Source organism: Psychrobacillus sp. MER TA 171, from assembly GCF_023713305.1.
GTDB lineage: Bacteria > Bacillota > Bacilli > Bacillales_A > Planococcaceae > Psychrobacillus.
On record NZ_JAMAWN010000010.1, the window covers coordinates 18,278 to 40,871 of the forward strand.

The window sequence follows — 22,594 nt, forward strand, 5'->3', positions numbered from 1 at the left end:
CCTTTCTAATGCGCAATGCATTATTTACCTGTTTTACCTTCTTTGCGGCGTACAACTTCACCTTCATAGCGAATACCTTTACCTTTGTAAGGCTCAGGTGGGCGAACTTGACGGATGTTAGATGCTAATGCACCAACGCGTTCTTTGTTAATACCGCGAACGATAATTTTTGTATTAGAAGGAACTTCAACTTCAAGTCCATCTTCAGGAGTGAATTCAACTGGATGAGAGTACCCTACGTTAAGTACAAGTTTCTTACCTTGTAATTGTGCACGGTAACCAACCCCAACTAATTCAAGTCCACGTGCAAATCCTTCAGAAACACCAGTAATCATGTTTGCTAATAAAGCACGAGTTGTGCCATGGATTGTACGGTGTTCTTTAGAATCTGAAGGACGAACTAAAGTAATAACATTACCTTCTTGTTCAATCTTGATATCTTGGTTAAAAGAATTTGTTAATTCACCTTTTGGTCCTTTAACGATCACAGTGTTATCAGCGTTAACTGTTACTGTAACGTTAGCAGGAACCTCTATTGGTTTTTTACCTACTCGAGACATTTTGTTGCACCTCCATTCGTTTGTTGATTATTACCAAACGTAAGCTACGATTTCTCCGCCAACTTGTTTAGCGCGAGCTTCTTTATCTGTTAATAAACCATTTGAAGTAGAAACTAAAGCAATTCCTAAACCGTTCAATACTCTAGGTACTTCGTTTGTTTTAGCGTAAACGCGTAGACCAGGTTTTGAAATACGTTTCAAACCAGTAATAACGCGCTCGTCATTTTGACCATATTTTAAGAAGATGCGGATGATTCCTTGTTTGCTATCTTCTACATATTCAACATCACGTACGAAACCTTCGCGTTTTAAAATTTCAGCGATTTCCTTTTTCATGTTTGAAGCAGGAACTTCTAATTTCTCGTGACGAACCATGTTAGCATTACGAATGCGTGTTAGCATATCTGCAATTGGATCTGACATTGTCATTACATTTACCTCCTTCCCAGTTATAGGGGATTACCAGCTTGCTTTTTTAACGCCAGGAATTTGTCCCTTGTATGCAAGTTCACGGAAACAAATACGGCAAAGCTTAAATTTACGATATACAGAGTGCGGACGACCACAACGCTCGCAGCGTGTGTACTCTTGCACTTTGAACTTTGACGTACGTTGTTGTTTAACGATCATTGATTTTTTAGCCACGTTTTCGCCTCCCTTATTTTACTTTTGGAATGGCATACCGAACTGTGTTAATAACTCACGAGCTTCTTCGTCAGAGTTCGCAGTTGTTACAATTACGATGTCCATACCGCGTACTTTCGAAACTTTATCATAATCGATTTCAGGGAAGATTAATTGCTCTTTTACTCCTAGAGTGTAGTTACCGCGACCGTCGAATGCTTTTTTAGAAACACCGCGGAAGTCACGTACACGAGGAAGTGAGATAGAGATTAATTTATCCAAAAAGTCGTACATACGCTCACCACGTAGAGTAACTTTTGCACCGATTGGCATACCTTCACGTAGACGGAATCCAGCGATCGATTTTTTAGCTTTCGTAACTACAGGTTTTTGACCTGAAATAATTTGTAATTCTTCAACAGCAGCATCAAGTGCTTTTGTGTTAGATACAGCATCACCCACACCCATGTTGATAACAATTTTATCAACTTGAGGAACTTGCATTACTGAACTATATTCAAACTTGCTCATTAGAGCAGGAGAAACTTCCTTAAGATACTTTTCTTTTAGGCGGTTCATGTGTGTACCTCCTTTCTCTTTACTTATTTAATAATTTCACCAGATTTTTTCGCAACACGAACTTTTTTGCCATCTTCTACTTTATAACCTACGCGAGTCGGCTCGCCAGTTTTAGGGTCGATTAACATTACATTCGATACGTGAATTGCAGCCTCTTGGCTTACAATTCCTCCTTGCGGATTAGCTTGGTTGGGCTTAATGTGTTTTTTGATGATGTTTACACCTTCAACTAAAACACGGTCTTTCTTCGGGTAAGCAGTTAGGATAACACCTGTTTTCCCTTTGTCTTTACCTGAGATCACCATTACTTTGTCGCCTTTTTTAACATGCATTCTGTCGCACCTCCTTGATTGGCACTTTCATGATAATTAAAGAACTTCTGGAGCTAAAGATACGATTTTCATGAAGTTGCTGTCACGTAGTTCACGCGCAACAGGTCCGAAAATACGAGTTCCACGCGGTCCTTTATCGTCTTTGATAATAACGCACGCGTTTTCATCAAATTTGATATAAGTTCCGTCTTTACGGCGTACGCCGCTTTTAGTGCGAACGATAACAGCTTTAACTACGTCACCCTTCTTGACAACGCCACCTGGTGTTGCTTTCTTAACTGTACATACGACGATATCGCCGATATTAGCAGTTTTACGTCCAGTACCACCAAGTACTTTTATTGTTAAAACTTCACGTGCACCTGAGTTGTCTGCAACTTTCATACGAGTTTCTTGTTGGATCACTTAGGTTACCTCCCTCCGGAAATTAGTAGTTCCGAATTTATTATTAGATAATAACCGCTTTTTCTACAACTTCCAATAAACGGAAACGTTTTGTAGCTGATAGCGGACGAGTTTCCATAATACGGACGATATCGCCGATTTGGGCTACGTTTTGCTCATCATGAGCCTTAAATTTCTTAGAATATTTAACACGTTTACCGTATAATTTATGTTTTTTATGTGTTTCAACTAAAACAGTGATTGTTTTATCCATTTTGTCAGAAACTACACGGCCAGTGTATACTTTGCGTTGATTACGCTCAGTCATGCCTGAAAACCTCCTTTATCAGTTGTTTGCACTGATTTCTCTTTCGCGAATTACAGTTTTCATACGTGCAATCGCTTTACGAACTTCACGAATGCGAGCTGTGTTTTCTAATTGACCAGTCGCCAATTGGAAGCGAAGGTTGAAAAGCTCTTCTTTCAGTGATTTTACCTTTTGTTCTATTTCTGCAGTAGTAAGTTCACGGATGTCATTAGCTTTCATTAGATTCACCACCAATTTCTTGACGTTTAACTATTTTACACTTAATAGGAAGCTTATGAGACGCTAAGCGCAATGCTTCGCGAGCTACCTCTTCAGATACGCCAGCAATTTCAAACATAATTTTCCCTGGTTTAACGACTGCTACCCAACCTTCAGGAGCACCTTTACCGGATCCCATACGAACCTCAAGAGGCTTTTTCGTATAAGGTTTATGCGGGAATATTTTAATCCATACTTTACCGCCACGTTTCATGTAACGTGTCATAGCAATACGAGCTGATTCAATTTGACGACTTGTAATCCAGCTAGCTTCAGTTGCTTGTAAACCAAATTCACCGAAAGCTATTTCTTTACCGCCTTTTGCTTCACCACGCATTTTCCCACGGTGTTCGCGACGATATTTAACGCGTTTAGGCATTAACATATTATTTGCCTCCTTCCTCAGAGTTCTTCTTAACTGGAAGGACTTCACCACGATAGATCCATACTTTAACGCCTAACTTACCATAAGTTGTGTCAGCTTCAGCATGTGCATAATCAATATCTGCACGTAGTGTATGAAGTGGTACAGTTCCTTCGCTGTAATGTTCAGCACGCGCGATGTCTGCTCCGCCTAAGCGTCCAGATACTTGAGTTTTAATACCTTTAGCGCCAGAACGCATTGTGCGTTGAATTGCTTGTTTTTGAGCACGACGGAAAGATACGCGGCCTTCTAATTGACGTGCGATACTTTCTGCTACTAATTTAGCATCAAGGTCAGCTCTTTTAATTTCTACGATGTTGATGTGTACACGCTTGCCAGTGATATCGTTTAAGTGTTTACGAAGTGCTTCGACTTCAGTACCACCTTTACCGATTACCATTCCTGGTTTCGCAGTGTGAATTGTAATGTTTACACGTTTAGCAGCACGCTCGATTTCTACTGTAGAAACAGAAGCATCTTTTAAACGAGTTTCAATGTACTTACGAATTTTTAAATCTTCATGAAGTAAGTTTGCATAGTCTTTGCCAGCGTACCATCTTGACTCCCAGTCACGAATGATCCCAACTCGCAATCCTATTGGATGAACTTTTTGACCCACGAATTATCCCTCCTTCTTCTCAGATACCACTACCGTAATGTGGCTTGTACGTTTGTTGATAGCACTTGCACGACCCATCGCACGTGGACGGAAACGTTTTAGTGTTGGACCTTCATCAACAAATACTTCAGAAACAACTAGGTTGTTAATATCTAAATCATAATTGTGCTCTGCGTTCGCAATAGCAGATTTTAAAACTTTCTCAACAACAGGTGATGCTGCTTTTGGTGTAAGTTGTAAAATTGCAACTGCCTCGCCAACTTGCTTACCTCTGATTAAATCAACGACTAATCTTACCTTACGAGGAGCAATGCGCACTGTTTTAGCAATAGCTTTTGCTTGTGACATTTGAATGACCTCCTCTCAAATTAGCGTCTTGTTTTCTTATCATCTGCACCATGACTTTTATAAGCGCGTGTTGGTGCAAACTCGCCTAGTTTATGACCTACCATATCCTCAGTCACGTATACAGGAACATGTTTACGTCCGTCATATACAGCGATAGTTAACCCGATAAAAGTTGGGAAAATTGTTGAACGGCGAGACCAAGTCTTAATCACTTGTTTTTTCTCAGAATCCTTTTGTGCATCGACCTTTTTCAATAAATGATCGTCTGCGAAAGGTCCTTTTTTCAAGCTACGACCCATGCTGAAACCTCCCTCCGTGATTGCACCACGGCTCGTTCTTTGAACCGTAGTAAAACCACTTTATTTTTTACGACGACGAATGATAAGTTTGTCGGATTTGTTTTTCTTGCTACGAGTTTTGTATCCAAGAGTTGGTTTACCCCATGGAGACATTGGAGACTTACGTCCGATTGGAGTACGTCCTTCACCACCACCATGTGGATGGTCGTTCGGGTTCATTACAGATCCACGTACAGTTGGGCGTTTACCTAACCAACGATTACGACCTGCTTTACCGATGTTTACAAGTTCGTGTTGTTCGTTTCCTACTTCACCGATAGTAGCGCGGCAAACTCCTAGGATTAAACGTACTTCACCAGATTGTAAACGTACGATAACGTACTTACCTTCTTTACCTAATAATTGAGCAGATGTACCAGCAGAACGAACTAACTGACCACCTTTACCAGGTTTCATTTCGATATTATGGATAGTAGTACCCATTGGGATGTTTTGCAATGGAAGTGCATTACCTGCTTTAATATCAGCTTCTGGTCCTGACACGATTGTCATTCCCACTTCTAAGCCTTTAGGAGCTAGGATATAGCGTTTTTCCCCATCAGCATAATTTACTAATGCGATGTTTGCAGAACGGTTTGGATCATATTCAATAGTAGCAACACGTGCTGGAATACCGTCTTTGTTTCGTTTGAAATCAATTACGCGGTATTGGCGTTTGTGTCCACCACCATGATGACGAACAGTAATTTTACCTTGATTGTTACGGCCGCCTTTACGCTTAACAGGAGCAAGTAGTGATTTCTCAGGCTTGTTCGTTGTGATTTCAGCGTAATCAAGTGAAGTCATGTTACGACGTCCGTTTGTCGTTGGTTTATACTTTCTAATCGCCATTTTATTCCCTCCTTCTTGATTATTAATTCCTTATATAAGGATTAAATTTCGAATAACTCGATTTCTTTGCTGTCTTGAGTTAATGTAACAATCGCTTTACGACGTTTGTTAGTAAACCCACCAAATTTACCTACGCGTTTGAATTTACCTTTGTAGTTCATGATGTTAACTTTTTCAACATCTACTCCAAAGATTTCTTCTACTGCATATTTAACTTGAGTTTTGTTAGCGCGAGTGTCCACTTCGAAAGTGTACTTTTTATCTGCCATTACTTCAGAAGAACGCTCGGTAATGACCGGACGTTTAATAATATCACGTGCTTCCATTATCCAAGCACCTCCTCTACTTTTTCTACTGCAGCTTTAGTCATCACTAATTTATCGTGACCAACTAAATCTAAAACGTTAATGCCTGTTGCAGACACAACTGTGATTCCAGGGATGTTACGAGCAGCTAATGCTACGTTTTCATCTAAATCAGCAGTTACTACTAACGCTTTTTTATTGATTGAAAGGTTAGTTAACACTTTCACGAATTCTTTTGTTTTTGGAGCATCAAATGCTAAACCTTCAAGTACTACGATGCTTTCTTCACGCACTTTAGATGAAAGAGCTGATAGAAGAGCTAGACGACGTACTTTCTTAGGTAATTTATAGCTATAGCTACGTGGAACTGGACCGAATACAGTACCACCACCACGCCATTGTGGAGAGCGGATCGAACCTTGACGAGCACGACCTGTTCCTTTTTGCTTCCATGGTTTACGACCACCACCAGCTACTTCAGAACGATTTTTCACTTTATGATTACCTTGACGTAGTGAAGCACGTTGAGAAATGATAGCTTCAAATAGCACAGATTCGTTTGGTTCAATTCCGAAAACTTTATCGTTTAACTCGATTTCACCAACAGAAGATCCTGCTTGATTGAATAAAGACACCTTTGTCATTCCTGTTTCCTCCTTTCTTCAGAGAATTATTTCGATTTAATAGCAGCCTTAACAACTACTAGTGATTTACGAGAACCAGGAACATTACCTTTTACTAATAGTAGGTTACGTTCAGCATCCACTCTTACGATTTGTAAGTTTTGGATTGTTACTGTGTGCCCACCCATTTGACCAGGTAATTTCTTTTGTTTGAATACACGGTTCGGAGCAACTGGCCCCATTGAACCTGGACGACGGTGGTAACGAGATCCATGGGCCATTGGTCCACGAGATTGTCCGTGGCGTTTAATAACACCTTGGAAACCTTTACCTTTAGTAATACCTGTTACATCAATTACATCGCCTTCTGCAAAACTTTCTACGTTGACTTCTTGACCAACCTCGTAATTAGCTGTATCCAAGCCGCGGAATTCGCGGATGAAGCGCTTAGGAGCGGTGCTAGCTTTGGCTACGTGTCCTTTAGCAGGTTTGTTAGAAAGCTTTTCGCGCTTATCTTCAAAACCTAACTGAATTGCTTCGTATCCGTCTGTCTCAGCAGTTTTCTTTTGAAGTACTACGTTTGGAGTAGCTTCAATAACTGTTACAGGGATTAAGTCACCGTTCTCAGCAAATACTTGCGTCATACCGATTTTTCTACCTAAGATTCCTTTGGTCATCCGTCACACCTCCTATAATAATTTGTTGTTTTTTATCTTTTACCATTAAAGTTTGATTTCTATATCAACGCCAGATGGTAAGTCAAGCTTCATTAACGCATCAACAGTTTGTGGTGTTGGGTTAACGATATCGATAAGACGTTTATGCGTACGCATTTCGAATTGCTCACGAGAATCTTTATACTTATGAACAGCACGAAGAATCGTATACACAGATCTTTCAGTCGGAAGTGGAATCGGACCCGATACACTTGCACCTGAACGTTTAGCAGTTTCTACAATTTTCTCAGCAGATTGATCCAGGATTCTGTGATCATACGCTTTTAAACGAATACGAATTTTTTGTTTTGCCATTATTTTCCCTCCTTTTCGCCTATTTTCTAGACATTCTCCACGAAAATTTTCCGTACACTCGCCATGGCAAAGCGGCCGGGTGTGTCGGTAACCTCTCGTTTCATCGCAGTCAAAGACCAACATTCAACATTATATCCAATAAAAATAGAATATGCAAGTCTTTTTCTCAAATTCTTTTTATATGCTTCAACTTTATATATATTCATTTAAACAATACATTTTTTAGCCGTTTTCTAGTATATAAAATTATCACTAAAAATACAAATGAAATGAATGGTAGAAATCCCTGTCCACGAGTGTCATCTATAAAGAGTTTGATACTTCTTCTCATCAAAAGAAAAAGAGCTCACTTAGGAGCTCTCTCTTCTATAGTATATATACAATTCCAAACCAGCTAAAAATGATTAGTGGGATATTATAGCAAATAAATGTAGGCACTACTGTATCCCATATGTGATTATGCTGTCCGTCAACATTTAACCCAGCAGTTGGTCCAAGCGTGGAGTCGGATGCTGGCGATCCAGCATCTCCTAGTGCACCAGCTGTTCCTATTAGAGCTATAGTGGCTAAAGGACTTAACCCCAGCTCTAATGCCAAAGGAACAAAGATAGCTGCAATAATTGGAATCGTAGCAAAAGAAGAACCAATCCCTAAAGTTACGATTAAACCAATTACTAGCATTATTAAAACAGCCAAGCTTACGTTTCCTTCTAAAAGTTGTGCAGATGTCTCTACTAGACTTTCTATGTGTCCCGTTGAACTAATAACTGCAGCAAACCCATTTGCCGTAATCATTACAAAACCTACAAAGGCCATCATTCTCATACCTTCTGTTAATAGTAGGTCCGCTTCCTTCCATTTTAACGCTCCTGTAATATACAGCACTGTGATACCAGCTAAAGCCCCAGCTATCATTGAATCAGTCGCAATTTGGACATACAAGGCAGCAATCAAGGAAATGATAGTGAAAATCACACTACTAACTTTAACGTTCAGTTGTAATTCTTCTACATCCACTTCCTGTTGTTTGTATTGTCTTGGCTTTCTATATAATACAAACGCCATAACTAGTCCTGCCACCATTCCTAGGGCTGGTATTACCATTGCTTGAGGAATATCATTTAAATTGATTGCTAGACCAGATAAACCCATCTGAGTAGCTACGATCTCTTGGTAGATTGCACCGAAACCATATGGCAGCAACATGTATGGTGTAATCAATCCAAACGCTAAAATAGTTGCAATCAATCTACGGTCAATCTGAAGCATATTTAATACTTTCAAAATTGGCGGAACTAATAATGGGATAAATGCGATATGAATCGGGATTAAATTTTGCGAGAATATAGCCATCATCAGTAATAACAAGAATATTAATGTCTTAGCTAGACCAGTCTTCTGGGAATCCCCTTCTCTTCTTACAAGCTTAAGAATAGCTGCTACTAATAGCTCTGGTATTCCTGTCTTGGAGATAGCCACCGCAAAGCCTCCTAAAAGCCCGTAGCTAAGCGCTATTGTAGCTCCAGCACCTAATCCGCCCGTAAACGCTTCTATCGTTTCTGCGACCGATAAGCCTGCTGTGAGGCCTCCTACCAATGCACCTATAATCAATGAGAATACTACATTTATACGAAGTAGACTCAGAACTAACATAACTGTAACTGCCATTAGTACTGCATTCATTTTACACACTCACTTTCACACACTAGATTGCTAATATGATAGAAGTTTATATTCTTTTTTCTATAATGTCAATAGAATATACTATGCCAATAGTTAACATCCAAGCATTTTACAGTAGCCCACTAGCTTCTATATAAAAAAAAGCCTGACCTCCAATTGGAAATCAAGCTTTTTCTTATAAAGCAGCTTTGACTACTTTTCGATAGTACCCTGCAGAAAGAATTGCAAAGATGGAGTATAGAACAATATATATACCCATCGTGATCAATAAGGGAGCTACCAACTCGGTGCCAAATAAAATCCACCCCGATTTTACTGCAAAATAACTGTGTGCTAACCCTATGATTAATGGAAAGCCGAAGTTGAACAGCTGTTTACGTCGGATTCCACTCATAATTTCATTAGTAGTGAAGCCCATTTTTCGTAAAACTTTATAGGTACCTTTCTCTTCATCTGCCTCAGACATTTGCTTGAAGTACAGAATACTACCCGTAGCTATTAAAAACGCTAAGCCTAAAAATCCACTTATAAAAATAGTCATTCCAAGTGAGTCTAACATCTTTATACGATAATCTTCCTGAGATTCTACACTGATTGTGTTTGTTGCTCGGTCATTACCTGGAATAGGTATTTCAACTGACACTTTATTGGCTTCAAACACTTCTTGCGCCTTTATTAATTGATTTTCTTCCTTCAAATCCATACCAACTATTTTTTGATTCACAGTAAGAGGGTCATTAAGTAGCTTTTGAAAAAAAGAATCGGACACTACAACTGTAAATAAACCATAATTATGATAATCCGGTACTAACCGATCTTCCATCGCTTCTTTAATAAATATTTCCTCTTTTCCTGTAGAAGTATTGAACTGGATAGGTTTTTGTGATTCTATTCTTATGTTTTCTGCACTCAAACTATCATAACCCAGTATATAGCCTTCCCCTTCTTGTAATTGAATATTAGGAAGCTTATTTTGAATCGCATTAAGGCTTACAACTTGTATACCTAGCTCGGTGGATAAATTTTTATTTAATGCAGACTCCTTGACTAATAATGGGCGAACATCTGCTGGAACCTCTAGTAAATCTATATCATACCTGGTATATTGAATACCTTCTTTATCAAATTCCTCGACCAATTCGAAGCCAGTATCCTCATACATTATATAATCATAAGGTACTGCCTCTTTTGCTACTGAATCTGTGGAATAGTAAGAGATATAGGTTAATGTTAATATTGCTAGCGTAGTCGCTGACAATACTGTAATAGTAGTCAGAGACATGGCATTAGCCTTCATTCGGTGCATGATTGTGGATAAAGACAATACATCTTGAATAGACAGTAAACCTTTTTTACTTTTTCTTACAAAATTTAAGATTAATGCTACCGAGAATCGAAATACAAAATAGGTTCCGCCAATCGTTAAAGCAAGGATAGAAACCATTTTGAATAACAGTACATTAGCAGATGGTAAGTTATCCAAATCTAATAGTGTCGTCGATAAATAATAGCCATATCCTATAGAAATCAACCCTATAAATCCTAAAAACATCTGAAAGGCATTAAACTTTTTGACTCGCTCGTCTGCGACTGCAGTAGTTGTAATGAGAGCTAGCAGAGTTACTCTTTTGATTCTTATTGCAGTTTGTAGAATAACTATCAATAATAGTACGGAGAAAACAACTACAGTAGTCATTAGTGCTTCTATAGAAAATGTGAGCTCGACAAATGCATCCTTTTCTACTATTTTTAAGAGAATCATGACAAATATTCTGGAGGAAAGTAAACCTACTAATACACCAATGACAATCGCACTGAACCAGAGAATAATGTTCTCTATTGCTATTAGTCTAGCCACTAGGCTCTTGGACATTCCGACTAGCTGGTACAAGCCTATTTCCTTGCTCCGTCTGTTCATAAAAAGCTTATTAGCATAGAGTACAAAGAAAGTTACAATAAATAATAATAAATAGGAAGCTGTTTCTAATGCAGCTGCTGATCTTCCAGTCCCGATTTCATTAACGATTGCGGGATTATACTGTAATGTGACAAAGGAATAATATAATGAAACACTGAAGACTAAAGCAAAGACATAAAGATAATAACTCTTTATATTTTTCCTCATACTTCTTAGAACTAATTGATTAAGCGTCATAGCCATCACCACTTAATACACCTTGGGTATTCATGATCTCTTGGAAAAATTGCTTGCGATCCTTATCACCTTTATACAACTCCGAGTATATTTGACCGTCCTTTAGAAATAGAACACGTGTACAAAAGCTCGCAGCTACAGAATCATGCGTTACCATCATAATCGTAACTTTCTTTTCTTTGTTTATTTTTTCTAGATTACTTAACAACGCCGTAGCCGATTTAGAATCTAAAGCTCCAGTGGGCTCGTCTGCAAATACAATTGAAGGATTACCAACTAGTGCTCTTGCCGCCGATGTTCGTTGCTTTTGTCCACCAGATATCTCATTAGGATATTTGTTTAGAATATCTTCAATTCCTAACAGAGTTGTAATCTCCCTTATCTTTTCCTCCCCCTCGCTCTTAGAGGATTTTCCTACAGATAATGGTAGGTAAATATTTTCTTTAACTGTTAGTGTATCCAACAAATTATAATCCTGAAAGATAAAACCTAACTGTTCTCTTCTAAATTTGGAAAGCTTCTGTTCTTTCATTTTTTGAAGATTATTATTGTTAATCTCGATTAATCCAGATGTAACTTTATCAATGGAAGCTAAGACATTTAATAGCGTTGTTTTCCCTGAACCCGAAGGTCCCATAATTCCAACAAACTCTCCTTCTCGAACTTCTATGTCAATATCCTTTAATACTTCCTGAGTATTAGATTTTTTACCAAATACTTTTTTAATCTTGCGACCTCTTAAAATTACCATGGTCTACCTCCTACCTTTTATTAACTTCATTTTACCCATTAATTTAAGTAAAATCGTTCGTTTTAGGTGACAATCAAAGAAAGTAGATGACATTTTCGTCACCTACCTAGTATTTGTTGCATCTCATTTTGTAGTGGAAAGTGTAAGGAGAAGGTAGAACCCTGACCGATATCAGAAACAACGTTGATCCTGATCCCTAGCTTTTCAGCGGAATTCTTTGCTAAGTATAGACCCATTCCAGTTGAAGCAGCACTCTCTCGGCCAACCCTACCAGTAAAAGACTTTTCAAAAATTCTTGGCAAATCCGATTGCGCGATTCCTACTCCTTCATCTTGAATAGAAAGGATTAGGTGGCCTAAATCATCTGTAGAAGTAAAAATTCGAATTTCACTATTTTCATTACTATATTTCACTGCATTCGATATTAGCTGCCTTAGAATAAACGCTAGCCATTTCTGATCTGTTAGTATGACGTTTTCCAAGTCGCTAACCTCAAACCCTATATTTCGTTGTATACACCATGGCATCAACTCTTTAATTTCCTGAAATACTACTCTTTGTATAGTTACTTCCTCGATTACATTATCCTTTTCAATTGAAGGAAGTCGTGTTTTATGAAGCTGTTGATCTAAGAGCATATGCAGTCGAAGCCATTCTACTTCTAATTGCTTCTTAAGTGTTGGATCTTCTACATTGTCTATCATTAGTTTCATACTGGTTAGCGGTGTCTTCATCTCATGTATCCAGGAAAGAGTTTGATCCTTCTCTTCAAGAGAACTGGTATTGGAATCATTCAGTTCTTGTTTTCCGGTTAAAATTAGTACTTCTACCTCTTCTATAATCATTTTATCAAAAAGTGATTGTCCTTCTGGTAGTCTTGCTATAAGCTCATCGAAAGTCGGGTCACCCTGATTAATCTTTAAAATACTTTTTATAAACTTTGTTTCCCTAAAGTATCGCCATAAAAAGAATACTAAAAATAAAAGTAGGTTGGTACCATTCAAGTACACAATCGAAGTATTGGTAAAGGCAACGTCAACCGTCAGGAGAATATTGAGCCAAAGCTGGAAAAAGCCAAAAAATAAAATCCAGGCAATTCGCTCTCTAATATAATATAACAGTAACCTCATAGCTCCTCCTTAGTAACAGCTAGATAGCCTAATCCCTTCTTCGTTACAATAACCTCATCTAATCCAATTTGTTCTAACTTTAACCGCAATCTATTAACATTTACAGAAAGAGTATTATCATTTACAAACTTTTCATCGTCCCATAGCTTTCTCATGAGTTCATCTCTCGATACTATTTTATCTACAGATTGGACTAATACTCTAAGGATAAATAACTCATTCTTTGTAAGTTCAGCCTCTTGTTCCTCTTTGGAAATTGTACTTCTAGAGTAATCAATAATTGCACCATTCCAATGAACGATATCTGACTGTTCCTCTCCATAATCATACGTTCTTCTTAAAATAGCTTGAACCTTTGCTAATAAAACCTCCATATTGAAAGGCTTTTGAACAAAGTCATCCGCCCCCATCTGCATGGCCATGACCATATCCATTGGGTGATCTCGTGAGGAAAGAAATATAATAGGTACTTTAGAATGTCTTCGAATTTCTCGGCACCAATGGAAACCATCATATGCTGGCAGCTGTATATCTATCATAACTAACTCGGGTTTCTGTTCTAAAAAACTAGGAAGTACTTGTTGAAAATCAGTAGGGCCTATAACTTCAAATGACCATAGATGAAATTTTTCCTTTAATAAATTAAATATAGAAACATCATCTTCTATTAGCATAATTTTTCGCATATAATTACCTCCTAAACCCAGTGTACACAATTATACACATAAAAAAAACCATCTCGTCGTCACGAGATGGTTTTAACAGTTTAAATAAGATTACTTAGTGATAGTAGCAACTACACCAGCGCCTACAGTACGTCCACCCTCACGGATAGAGAATTTAGTACCTTCTTCGATAGCGATTGGAGAGATTAGAGAAACAGTCATTTCGATGTTATCTCCAGGCATAACCATTTCTACGCCTTCTGGTAAGTTACAAACACCTGTTACGTCAGTTGTACGGAAGTAGAACTGAGGACGGTAGTTTGAGAAGAATGGAGTATGACGTCCACCCTCTTCTTTAGAAAGAACATAAACTTCAGCTTTGAAGTCTGTGTGTGGTGTAATTGAACCTGGTTTAGCTAATACTTGACCACGTTGGATCTCTTCACGAGAAACCCCACGAAGAAGAGCACCAATGTTGTCGCCAGCTTCTGCATAGTCAAGAAGTTTACGGAACATTTCAACACCTGTTACAGTAGTTGATTTCGCTTCTTCAGAAATACCGATGATGTCTACAACGTCACCGATTTTAACTTGTCCACGCTCAACACGTCCAGTAGCAACTGTACCACGACCAGTGATTGAGAATACATCCTCAACTGGCATCATGAATGGTTTGTCAGTTTGACGTTCTGGTGTTGGAATGTAGCTATCTACAGCGTCCATTAATTCAACGATTTTTTCTTCCCATTCTGGCTCTCCTTCAAGAGCTTTAAGAGCAGAACCTTTGATTACTGGAATGTCGTCGCCTGGGAAATCGTATTCAGAAAGAAGGTCACGAACTTCCATTTCAACTAATTCAAGTAATTCTTCGTCGTCTACCATGTCACATTTGTTCATGAATACAACTAGGTATGGAACACCTACTTGTTTAGATAAAAGAATGTGTTCACGAGTTTGTGGCATTGGGCCATCAGCAGCAGATACTACTAAGATCCCGCCGTCCATTTGAGCTGCACCTGTGATCATGTTTTTAACATAGTCAGCATGCCCTGGGCAGTCTACGTGAGCGTAGTGACGAGTGTCAGTTTCATATTCAACGTGAGAAGTGTTGATTGTAATTCCGCGCTCTTTTTCTTCAGGAGCGTTATCGATGTCAGCGTAAGATTTCGCTACTCCACCCATTTTTTTAGAAAGAACTGTAGCGATTGCAGCAGTTAAAGTTGTTTTACCATGGTCAACGTGTCCGATTGTACCAACGTTAGCATGTGTTTTGGAACGGTCAAATTTTTCTTTAGCCATTAGAGAAATCCTCCTCAGTAATTGTTAGTTTTTTTTATGATAAAAGATAGGGACAAGTAGTCCCTATAATTCATACACTACAAGAAAGTTATGCTTGAATCAAGATGAAAAATTAATTATTCACCTTTATGTTTTTTGATAATTTCTTCAGCAATTGATTTTGGAACATCTTCATAGTGGTCAAATACCATCGAGAATACTCCTCGACCTTGTGTATTTGAACGTAATGACGTTGCATATCCAAACATTTCAGCAAGTGGAACCATTGCACGTACTACTTGTGCGTTACCACGAGCGTCCATACCTTCAACGCGTCCACGACGAGATGTGATATCACCCATGATGTCTCCTAAATATTCTTCAGGAATAACAACTTCTACCTTCATGATTGGCTCAAGAAGTGCAGGGTTTACTTTAGATACAGCATTTTTCAATGCCATAGATGCTGCAATTTTAAATGCCATCTCATTCGAGTCAACATCATGGTATGATCCGTCGAATAATTTAGCTTTGATATCGATTAATGGGAATCCAGCGATTACCCCGTTGTCAAGAGAGTCACGAAGACCTGCTTCAACAGCTGGGATATATTCACGTGGTACTACCCCACCAACGATAGCATTTTCAAATTCAAAGCCTTTTCCTTCTTCGTTTGGTGAGAATTCAATCCAAACGTGTCCGAATTGACCACGTCCACCAGATTGGCGAACGAATTTACCTTCAACTTGTGCCGATGAACGGAAAGTTTCACGGTAAGATACTTGAGGAGCACCTACGTTAGCTTCTACTTTGAATTCGCGACGCATACGGTCAACTAGAATATCAAGGTGAAGTTCACCCATACCAGCGATGATTACTTGACCAGTTTCTTGGTCAGTGTGTACGCGGAATGTTGGATCTTCTTCAGCTAATTTTTGTAGAGCTTGACCCATTTTATCTTGGTCAGCTTTTGTTTTAGGTTCTACTGAAAGTGAGATAACTGGCTCTGGGAATTCCATAGACTCAAGAATTACTAGAGATTTTTCATCACAAAGTGTGTCACCAGTTGTTGTATCTTTTAAGCCTACTGCTGCAGCGATATCTCCAGCATAAACTTGTGAGATCTCTTCACGAGAGTTAGCATGCATTTGTAGGATACGTCCTACGCGCTCACGCTTACCTTTAGTAGAGTTTTGTACATAAGAACCAGATTGAAGAGTACCAGAGTATACGCGGAAGAAAGTTAATTTACCAACGTAAGGGTCAGTCATAACTTTAAACGCTAACGCAGAGAATGGTTCAGAATCGTCAGAGTGACGTTCTACTTCTTCTTCGCTATCTGGATCGATACCTTTCATAGCTGGAATATCAAGTGGTGATGGAAGGTAAGCAACTACTGCATCAAGAACTTTTTGAACACCTTTGTTTTTGAATGCTGTACCACATACTACTGGGTAGAATTCTACGTTAAGGGTACCTTTACGGATACCAGCAACTAATTCTTCGTTCGTAATTTCTTCTCCACCAAGATATTTTTCCATTAGATCTTCATCAAGCTCAGCTACCGCTTCAACTAGTTTTTCACGGTATTCTTCAGCTTGTGCTTTATATTCTTCTGGAATTTCAACTTCTTGGATATCAGTACCTAAGTCGTTTCCGTATAAAGTAGCTTTCATTGACACTAGGTCGATGATTCCGCTGAATTCATCTTCAGCACCAATTGGTAACTGAATTGGGTGAGCGTTAGCTTGTAAACGGTCACGAAGAGTTCCTACAGAATATAAGAAATCCGCACCTGTTTTGTCCATTTTGTTTACGAAAACAATACGTGGTACGCCATAAGTTGTAGCTTGACGCCATACTGTTTCAGTTTGTGGTTCAACACCAGATTGAGCATCTAGTACTGTAACCGCACCATCAAGTACACGAAGTGAACGTTCAACTTCAACAGTGAAGTCTACGTGTCCAGGTGTATCGATAATATTTACACGGTGATTATCCCAAGCAGCTGTTGTCGCAGCAGAAGTGATAGTGATACCACGTTCTTGCTCTTGCTCCATCCAGTCCATTTGTGAAGCACCCTCATGAGTTTCCCCAATTTTGTGGATTTTACCAGTGTAGTATAGAATACGCTCCGTAGTAGTCGTTTTACCAGCATCGATGTGAGCCATGATACCGATATTACGTGTTTTTTCTAAGGAGAACTCTCTAGCCATATTGTATTTCTCCTTTCAATTTCGGATTAGAGTATGATTGTATTAGAATCTTACCAACGATAGTGAGCAAATGCTTTGTTAGCTTCCGCCATTTTATGCATATCTTCACGTTTCTTAACAGAAGCACCAGTGTTGTTAGATGCATCAAGAATTTCATTAGCTAAACGCTCTTCCATAGTTTTTTCTCCACGAAGACGTGAATAGTTTACTAGGTAGCGAAGACCTAAAGTATAACGACGGTCAGGACGTACTTCAACCGGTACTTGGTAGTTAGCACCACCAACACGACGAGCACGAACTTCAAGAACTGGCATAATGTTAGTTAATGCAGCTTCAAATACTTCTAATGCATCTTTACCAGAACGTTCTTTCACAAGATCAAACGCACCGTATAGAATTTTTTGAGAAGTACCTCTTTTACCGTCAATCATCATTTTATTAATTAAACGAGTTACTAGTTTCGAATTATATATTGGATCTGGTAACACGTCACGTTTGGAAACAGGACCTTTACGAGGCATGTGTTTTCCTCCTTTCGACGAATGTCAATTTATTAAATAGATTATTTTTTAACTTTAGGGCGTTTTGCACCGTATAGAGAACGGCTTTGCATACGACCAGTAACACCAGCTGTGTCAAGAGCACCACGTACGATATGGTAACGTACCCCTGGTAAATCTTTTACACGTCCTCCGCGGATAAGTACAACACTATGTTCTTGTAGGTTGTGCCCTTCTCCTGGAATATAAGCTGTTACCTCTAACGTATTTGTTAAACGTACACGAGCGTATTTACGAAGTGCTGAGTTTGGTTTTTTCGGCGTCATTGTCCCAACACGAGTACAAACCCCACGCTTTTGTGGCGAGTTTAGATCTGTAGCAGATTTTTTAAAGCTATTGTAGCCTTTTCCTAATGCTGGAGACTTTGATTTCGTGATGTTGGATTTACGAGGCTTACGTACCAATTGGTTAATTGTAGGCATCGATTATTCCTCCCTTCATTTGTTCTTTTAATACCACACATCCAGGTGGTTCATTTTTTGGGTAAAAACAAAGTCTTTGTGCTTCACACAAAAACTGTTACACAGTAATAGCCACAACGGAAGCGCCTAAACGCAATCCACAGGCTCTACCAAGGTCTATTTTAGACTCGACATAGGTAATTGGTACATCATTTTCTGTTGCTGTCTGACGTGCTAATTCAATGATTCTCAATTCTACATCAAGTGCAATATATACTTCTTTGACAAGCCCTTTTTTCATTGCTTTTACTGCTTGCTTTGTACCTATGATCGTTTTGTCTGCTTGTTTTACTTTTTCATAAGACATTTACATATCCTCCAAAGCTACAAGTCCGATAACTATCAACCTTAAATATATTATCATTCCCTGCAAAAAGTGTCAACACTTAACAAGAAAATATTAGGGAGAATTATTATTAACTCTCCCTAATATAAAGTTACTCTGCGTTTACTGCTTCTTTTTGTGCATCTGATTCGTTTTTAGTTATTTGGATTTGACGGTAACGTTGCATACCAGTACCAGCAGGAACTAGTTTACCAATAATTACGTTTTCTTTCAATCCAAGTAACTCATCACGTTTTCCTTTAATCGCTGCATCTGTTAAGACACGAGTCGTTTCTTGGAATGACGCTGCTGATAAGAATGATTCTGTTTCAAGAGAAGCTTTTGTAATACCAAGGATAACTGGGCGACAAGTTGCAGGAATCTTACCTTGTAGTACTGCTTCTTTGTTCGCTTCAGCAAATTGATGAATATCTAATAGTGAGCCAGGAAGCAAGTCAGTTTCTCCCGCTTCAATTACGCGCACTTTACGAAGCATTTGGCGAACCATTACTTCGATATGCTTATCACCAATTTCTACCCCTTGCATACGATAAACTTTTTGTACTTCTTTTAACAAGTACTCTTGAACAGTTGAAACATCTTTTACTTTTAACAATTCTTTAGGATCAATAGAACCTTCAGTTAATACTTGCCCACGATGAATAACGTCATTAACTTGAACTTTTAGACGAGCATTGTATGGAGCTAAGTATTTACGAGTCTCTACATTACCTTGAATTGTAATTTCTTTTTGTCCTTCTCTAATCTCTTCGATTTCAGTAACTGTACCTGTAATCTCTGAAATAACCGCTTGCCCTTTTGGATTACGAGCTTCGAAGATCTCTTGAATACGTGGAAGACCTTGTGTGATATCATCACCGGCAACCCCACCTGTATGGAATGTACGCATTGTTAACTGAGTACCTGGTTCCCCGATAGATTGAGCAGCGATAATACCTACCGCTTCCCCTACTTCTACCTTGTCACCTGTAGCTAAGTTTAAGCCGTAACATTTTTTACATACACCATGTTTCGTATTACAAGTAAATGCTGAGCGGATAGTTAATTGAGTAATTCCAGCATCTTCAATCAAACGCGCGATTTCATTAGTAATTAAGCCGTCTCTTTCTAAAATAACATGCCCTTTTTCAGGATGGAAAATTGTTTTCTTCGTATGACGACCAACAATACGTTCGCCAAACTCTTCAATAACTTCCGTTCCTTCCATAAGAGAACCTATTAGTAAGCCACGGTCAGTACCACAGTCATCCTCACGTACGATTACATCTTGCGCTACATCAACAAGACGACGAGTCAGGTAACCTGAATCGGCTGTTTTAAGTGCTGTATCGGCAAGACCTTTACGGGCACCATGTGTAGAGATGAAATATTCAAGTACTGTTAAACCTTCACGGAACGATGACTTGATCGGAAGTTCGATAATTCGACCAGCCGGATTGGCCATCAGACCACGCATACCTGCAAGTTGAGTAAAGTTGGACGCGTTACCACGGGCACCAGAGTCACTCATCATGAAGATCGGGTTCATATTATCTAATGATTTCATTAGTTTTTCTTGAATAACTTCTTTTGCTCTACTCCAATGTCCAATAACGCTTGCATAACGCTCTTCTTCTGTTATTAGACCACGACGGAATTGTTTCAATACTTTATCTACTTTTCCTTGTGCTTCTTCAAGAATCTCACCTTTGTCTGGAAGTACGACGATATCAGAGATACCGATAGTTATACCAGCCTTAGTGGAGTACTTAAATCCAAGTGCTTTCATACGGTCAAGCATTTTAGAAGTTTCTGTAATATGGAAACGTGTAAATACTTCAGCGATGATATTACCTAAAATTTTCTTCTTGAATGGTTGAACAAGTTCCATAGATTCAATATGTTTTTTCACATCTGTTGTAGTAGAGATGAAATATTTTTCAGGTGTTTCAATTTGTAAATTATAATCCGTTGGTTCGTTAATGTACGGGAACGTTTCAGGAAGTATTTCGTTAAAAATAACTTTACCTACAGTAGTTAATAACAACATCTTGTTTTGTTCTTCCGTAAACGTCGGATTTTTTAATGATGATGCAGCAATTGCAATACGAGTATGCAAATGTACATGACCAGTGTTATAAGCGATTAACACTTCTTCTGGACCGTAGAATGTAGAACCTTCACCCATTGCACCTTTACGCTCTAGTGTTAAGTAATAGTTACCTAATACCATATCTTGAGAAGGTGTAACAACTGGTTTACCATCTTTAGGGTTCAAAATGTTTTGTGCTGCAAGCATTAATAGACGAGCTTCCGCTTGTGCTTCTGCTGATAAAGGAACGTGAACAGCCATTTGGTCACCATCAAAGTCAGCGTTATATGCTGTACATACTAGAGGGTGAAGACGAATTGCACGGCCTTCTACTAATGTTGGTTCAAATGCCTGGATACCTAGACGGTGAAGAGTAGGTGCGCGGTTTAATAAAACCGGATGCTCCTTGATTACATCTTCTAGTACATCCCAAACCTCTGGATGCATGCGCTCGATTTTGCGTTTTGCACTCTTAATATTATGTGCCAAGCCGCGTTCCACTAGCTCTTTCATAACAAACGGTTTAAATAACTCGATTGCCATCTCTTTTGGAAGACCACATTGGTACATTTTTAAGTTTGGTCCTACTACGATAACCGAACGACCAGAATAGTCTACACGTTTACCAAGTAAGTTTTGACGGAAACGACCTTGTTTCCCTTTAAGCATGTGAGAAAGTGATTTCAACGGACGGTTACCTGGTCCTGTTACCGGACGGCCACGACGACCATTATCAATCAATGCATCTACTGCTTCTTGTAGCATACGCTTTTCATTTTGAACGATGATGCTTGGAGCACCTAAGTCTAATAAGCGTTTTAAACGGTTATTACGGTTGATTACACGACGGTATAGATCATTTAAATCAGATGTAGCAAAGCGTCCACCATCTAATTGAACCATCGGACGTAATTCTGGTGGAATTACCGGAAGAACATCTAAGATCATCCAATCTGGCTTATTCCCTGAGTTACGGAATGATTCAACTACTTCTAAACGTTTAATCGCACGTGTACGACGTTGACCTTGAGCTGTTTTCAACTCTTCTTTTAGGTGTTCAGTTTCACTTTCTAGATCTATTTCTGATAATAGACGCTTAATAGCCTCTGCACCCATAGCTGCTTGGAATTTGCTGCCAAACTTATCTCGGTATGCACGGTATTCTTTTTCAGAAAGTAATTGTTTCTTTTCAAGAGGTGTATCCGCTGGTTCGATTACTACGTACGAAGCAAAGTAAATTACTTCCTCAAGTGATCTTGGAGACATATCCAAAATCAGACCCATACGGCTTGGAATACCTTTGAAATACCAAATATGTGATACAGGAGCTGCCAATTCAATGTGTCCCATACGCTCACGACGGACTTTCGAACGCGTAACCTCAACTCCACATCGATCACAAACTACGCCTTTATAACGAACACGTTTGTATTTACCACAATGACATTCCCAGTCTTTAGTTGGACCGAAAATACGCTCACAGAATAACCCATCTTTTTCAGGTTTTAGTGTACGATAGTTAATTGTTTCAGGTTTTTTTACTTCTCCATAAGACCATGAACGAATTTTATCTGGTGAAGCTAAACCAATTTTCATATACTCAAAATTATTAACGTCTATCAAGGAGCCTACCTCCCTTTAGTCTTGAGTCTTTAGAAAGACCTTCCAAGTAG

Annotated in this window: 28 protein-coding genes; all 28 read right to left on the reverse strand. The window is 38.8% G+C overall.

Features of this window, described 5'->3' with window-relative positions; genetic code table 11:
• Window positions 1-20 precede the first annotated feature (20 nt).
• The 28 genes from rplF to rpoC all read right to left on the reverse strand — a co-directional run bounded on the left by rplF (window position 21) and on the right by rpoC (window position 22,544).
• A complete protein-coding gene (rplF, locus tag M3627_RS10875) occupies window positions 21-560 on the reverse strand; it encodes a 50S ribosomal protein L6 (RefSeq protein ID WP_169359355.1) in 540 nt (179 codons plus the stop codon).
• Between the two features lie 30 nt (window positions 561-590).
• Window positions 591-989 carry a 30S ribosomal protein S8 gene (rpsH, locus tag M3627_RS10880; protein WP_169359356.1) on the reverse strand — a complete coding sequence of 133 codons (399 nt, stop codon included), beginning with the start codon at window positions 987-989 and terminating at the stop codon, window positions 591-593.
• Between the two features lie 30 nt (window positions 990-1,019).
• Window positions 1,020-1,205: a 30S ribosomal protein S14 gene (gene rpsN, locus M3627_RS10885; protein WP_169359357.1), complete on the reverse strand. Its 186-nt coding sequence runs from the start codon at window positions 1,203-1,205 to the stop codon at window positions 1,020-1,022.
• An 18-nt stretch (window positions 1,206-1,223) separates the two neighbouring features.
• The gene (gene rplE / locus M3627_RS10890) at window positions 1,224-1,763 is read right to left on the reverse strand and encodes a 50S ribosomal protein L5 (protein WP_169359358.1); all 540 of its coding nucleotides are present in this window, start codon (window positions 1,761-1,763) and stop codon (window positions 1,224-1,226) included.
• Window positions 1,764-1,786: 23 nt separating this feature from the next.
• Window positions 1,787-2,095: a 50S ribosomal protein L24 gene (gene rplX / locus M3627_RS10895; RefSeq protein ID WP_169359359.1), complete on the reverse strand. Its 309-nt coding sequence runs from the start codon at window positions 2,093-2,095 to the stop codon at window positions 1,787-1,789.
• A gap of 36 nt (window positions 2,096-2,131) precedes the next feature.
• Window positions 2,132-2,500, reverse strand: a complete 369-nt coding sequence (gene rplN / locus M3627_RS10900) for a 50S ribosomal protein L14 (protein ID WP_053591327.1) — start codon at window positions 2,498-2,500, stop codon at window positions 2,132-2,134.
• A gap of 43 nt (window positions 2,501-2,543) precedes the next feature.
• Window positions 2,544-2,807, reverse strand: a complete 264-nt coding sequence (gene rpsQ / locus M3627_RS10905) for a 30S ribosomal protein S17 (protein WP_169359360.1) — start codon at window positions 2,805-2,807, stop codon at window positions 2,544-2,546.
• A gap of 18 nt (window positions 2,808-2,825) precedes the next feature.
• Entirely contained in the window at window positions 2,826-3,026 is a 201-nt protein-coding gene (rpmC, locus tag M3627_RS10910) for a 50S ribosomal protein L29 (protein WP_053591325.1), read from the reverse strand.
• On the reverse strand, window positions 3,016-3,450 hold the full coding sequence (gene rplP, locus M3627_RS10915) for a 50S ribosomal protein L16 (RefSeq protein WP_144540987.1): 435 nt from the start codon (window positions 3,448-3,450) through the stop codon (window positions 3,016-3,018). The genes rpmC and rplP overlap by 11 nt, the downstream gene beginning before the upstream one ends.
• Window position 3,451: 1 nt before the next feature.
• Complete coding sequence (rpsC, locus tag M3627_RS10920) at window positions 3,452-4,108, reverse strand: 30S ribosomal protein S3 (protein WP_169359361.1); 657 nt, start codon at window positions 4,106-4,108, stop codon at window positions 3,452-3,454.
• A 3-nt stretch (window positions 4,109-4,111) separates the two neighbouring features.
• Window positions 4,112-4,456, reverse strand: coding sequence for a 50S ribosomal protein L22 (gene rplV / locus M3627_RS10925; protein WP_144540983.1), 345 nt, complete (start codon window positions 4,454-4,456; stop codon window positions 4,112-4,114).
• Window positions 4,457-4,476: 20 nt separating this feature from the next.
• A complete protein-coding gene (rpsS, locus tag M3627_RS10930; RefSeq protein ID WP_090567829.1) occupies window positions 4,477-4,755 on the reverse strand; it encodes a 30S ribosomal protein S19 in 279 nt (92 codons plus the stop codon).
• A 60-nt stretch (window positions 4,756-4,815) separates the two neighbouring features.
• Window positions 4,816-5,646, reverse strand: a complete 831-nt coding sequence (gene rplB, locus M3627_RS10935; protein WP_169359362.1) for a 50S ribosomal protein L2 — start codon at window positions 5,644-5,646, stop codon at window positions 4,816-4,818.
• A gap of 41 nt (window positions 5,647-5,687) precedes the next feature.
• Entirely contained in the window at window positions 5,688-5,972 is a 285-nt protein-coding gene (gene rplW, locus M3627_RS10940; RefSeq protein WP_169359363.1) for a 50S ribosomal protein L23, read from the reverse strand.
• Complete coding sequence (gene rplD, locus M3627_RS10945) at window positions 5,972-6,595, reverse strand: 50S ribosomal protein L4 (protein ID WP_169359364.1); 624 nt, start codon at window positions 6,593-6,595, stop codon at window positions 5,972-5,974. Before rplD ends, rplW begins: the two co-directional genes overlap by 1 nt.
• Before the next feature lie 26 nt (window positions 6,596-6,621).
• A complete protein-coding gene (gene rplC / locus M3627_RS10950) occupies window positions 6,622-7,251 on the reverse strand; it encodes a 50S ribosomal protein L3 (RefSeq protein WP_144540976.1) in 630 nt (209 codons plus the stop codon).
• Window positions 7,252-7,296: 45 nt separating this feature from the next.
• On the reverse strand, window positions 7,297-7,605 hold the full coding sequence (gene rpsJ, locus M3627_RS10955) for a 30S ribosomal protein S10 (protein WP_042478628.1): 309 nt from the start codon (window positions 7,603-7,605) through the stop codon (window positions 7,297-7,299).
• A gap of 366 nt (window positions 7,606-7,971) precedes the next feature.
• Complete coding sequence (locus tag M3627_RS10960) at window positions 7,972-9,288, reverse strand: Na+/H+ antiporter family protein (protein WP_169359365.1); 1,317 nt, start codon at window positions 9,286-9,288, stop codon at window positions 7,972-7,974.
• 175 nt (window positions 9,289-9,463) lie between these two features.
• The gene (locus tag M3627_RS10965; protein ID WP_169359366.1) at window positions 9,464-11,443 is read right to left on the reverse strand and encodes an ABC transporter permease; all 1,980 of its coding nucleotides are present in this window, start codon (window positions 11,441-11,443) and stop codon (window positions 9,464-9,466) included.
• Window positions 11,433-12,194 carry an ABC transporter ATP-binding protein gene (locus M3627_RS10970; protein ID WP_169359367.1) on the reverse strand — a complete coding sequence of 254 codons (762 nt, stop codon included), beginning with the start codon at window positions 12,192-12,194 and terminating at the stop codon, window positions 11,433-11,435. The genes M3627_RS10965 and M3627_RS10970 overlap by 11 nt, the downstream gene beginning before the upstream one ends.
• Before the next feature lie 98 nt (window positions 12,195-12,292).
• The gene (locus tag M3627_RS10975) at window positions 12,293-13,324 is read right to left on the reverse strand and encodes a sensor histidine kinase (RefSeq protein WP_169359368.1); all 1,032 of its coding nucleotides are present in this window, start codon (window positions 13,322-13,324) and stop codon (window positions 12,293-12,295) included.
• Window positions 13,321-14,010: a response regulator transcription factor gene (locus M3627_RS10980; protein WP_169359369.1), complete on the reverse strand. Its 690-nt coding sequence runs from the start codon at window positions 14,008-14,010 to the stop codon at window positions 13,321-13,323. Before M3627_RS10980 ends, M3627_RS10975 begins: the two co-directional genes overlap by 4 nt.
• A 90-nt stretch (window positions 14,011-14,100) precedes the next feature.
• Window positions 14,101-15,288 carry an elongation factor Tu gene (gene tuf, locus M3627_RS10985; RefSeq protein WP_169359370.1) on the reverse strand — a complete coding sequence of 396 codons (1,188 nt, stop codon included), beginning with the start codon at window positions 15,286-15,288 and terminating at the stop codon, window positions 14,101-14,103.
• Window positions 15,289-15,404: 116 nt separating this feature from the next.
• Complete coding sequence (fusA, locus tag M3627_RS10990; protein WP_169359371.1) at window positions 15,405-17,483, reverse strand: elongation factor G; 2,079 nt, start codon at window positions 17,481-17,483, stop codon at window positions 15,405-15,407.
• A gap of 50 nt (window positions 17,484-17,533) precedes the next feature.
• Window positions 17,534-18,004, reverse strand: a complete 471-nt coding sequence (gene rpsG / locus M3627_RS10995) for a 30S ribosomal protein S7 (RefSeq protein WP_169359372.1) — start codon at window positions 18,002-18,004, stop codon at window positions 17,534-17,536.
• Between the two features lie 41 nt (window positions 18,005-18,045).
• Window positions 18,046-18,465 (reverse strand): 30S ribosomal protein S12, encoded by a 420-nt coding sequence (rpsL, locus tag M3627_RS11000; protein WP_169359373.1) that lies wholly within the window; start codon window positions 18,463-18,465, stop codon window positions 18,046-18,048.
• A 97-nt stretch (window positions 18,466-18,562) separates the two neighbouring features.
• Entirely contained in the window at window positions 18,563-18,811 is a 249-nt protein-coding gene (locus M3627_RS11005; protein WP_169359374.1) for a ribosomal L7Ae/L30e/S12e/Gadd45 family protein, read from the reverse strand.
• 130 nt (window positions 18,812-18,941) lie between these two features.
• Complete coding sequence (gene rpoC, locus M3627_RS11010; RefSeq protein ID WP_169359375.1) at window positions 18,942-22,544, reverse strand: DNA-directed RNA polymerase subunit beta'; 3,603 nt, start codon at window positions 22,542-22,544, stop codon at window positions 18,942-18,944.
• Window positions 22,545-22,594: the final 50 nt, after the last annotated feature.